1 protein-coding gene is annotated in these 1,368 nt (G+C 46.0%); it reads right to left on the bottom strand.

Features of this window, described 5'->3' with window-relative positions:
- Positions 1-1,342 (bottom strand): hypothetical protein (locus ACIPUA_RS07230; protein ID WP_449059508.1); only part of this gene is annotated, 1,342 nt, incomplete at its 3' end.
- Positions 1,343-1,368 lie beyond the last annotated feature (26 nt).

The raw sequence follows: 1,368 nt of genomic DNA, 5'->3' as shown, positions 1-1,368 counted from the left end.
CGCCTACAGAAGGGGTTATATGGGTGATAACAACCTTGTTGATGTGTTTATCTCCTTGTGTTTTTTTCACGTCAATCTTAACCGGATCACTTTGCGAACTGTTAACCTTAGCGACTAAGAGGTCTTCACCCAATGCCGTTAACATTAAGTCCGCAATGTAGGTCCCATCTTTGTTATCAACCCAAAGCACATTACCGGTTTGGTTGTGGGTTAATTTGATGTTTTTAACATCAATACCACTTAGAGGGTTATCAAACGCATCTTTTAAGGTCAGCGTCAGTCTTACACTATCCCCTGATTTCAGGTTTTGAGTTGATACCGCTGTGAGCTCGGCGGTTTTGACCACGCCGCGTGCACCCTGCGTACCCGTTCCCGAGGTGTTGGTTGCCGTGATGACAGAAGCCACATTAACTTCCCACGTTTGCTGTGCGGTTTGTTTATAGGCAGTCACTTTAACCGTATATTTACCGACTTTTTGCGGTGGCAAGGTCACGGTGTAAGCCCCTTTTGAAGTTAAGGATTCAGTGAAAATGGCGTCTATCAGTGCACCATTGAGCGTGACCTTAAAGTCATCAGCAATTTGCGTGACACCATGTTGATTGATATCAAGAGCTTTCACCGTCAGTGTTGGCGAGTTACCTGCTGCTGTTGGGGCAATAGGGCTAAGCTCCAGTGTGCTAATTTGCGTCACTTGGTTGGTATTTTGTACGTCAACAGTGACAGCTTGGCTTGCTATTGAGTTTACTGTGGCTTTCAGTGTATCAGGCCCCAGTTTATTTAACGGCAATGTTGCTGTGTAGTTGCCGTTATTGTGATCTACCCATGCCACACTGCCCATTTGACTATGTTGTAGCGCAATATGTTTACTGCTAACTCCCTTGAGTGGGTTGTGGAAGGCATCTTTTAAGCTGACGGTCAGTTGCACATTCGCGCCAGATGTTAACGTTGTGTTTGGTGCACTTAGTACCACGCTGCTAACAACACCTTGCTTGTCTTTTATGCCACTGCCATCTGTCGTTGCGGTAACGGTATCGGCTTGTGCCACGTTTAGCGTTTTTGGCTTGGATGTTAGCCCATTGGTAGAAATAACCACCTCATGAGCACCACTGAGTTGCCCCGCTAATGTTCCTGTGTAGCTGCCATCCGCTTGTTGATTGACGTTAATTTTTTTCGGTTTAAGCTGATCGATTGCGACCTCAACCTGTTGGATGCCGTCAACCGAGTTCCCTTGAACATCGGCTAAGGTAAACGTTAAGGTACTTTCTGCCCCTGCGCCTACAGAAGGGGTTATATGGGTGATAACAACCTTGTTGATGTGTTTATCTCCTTGTGTTTTTTTCACGTCAATCTTAACCGGATCACTTTGCG

It is taken from the genome of Providencia sp. AGC89, assembly GCF_053543535.1.
This window is presented reverse-complemented; position numbering and strand designations above follow the sequence as displayed.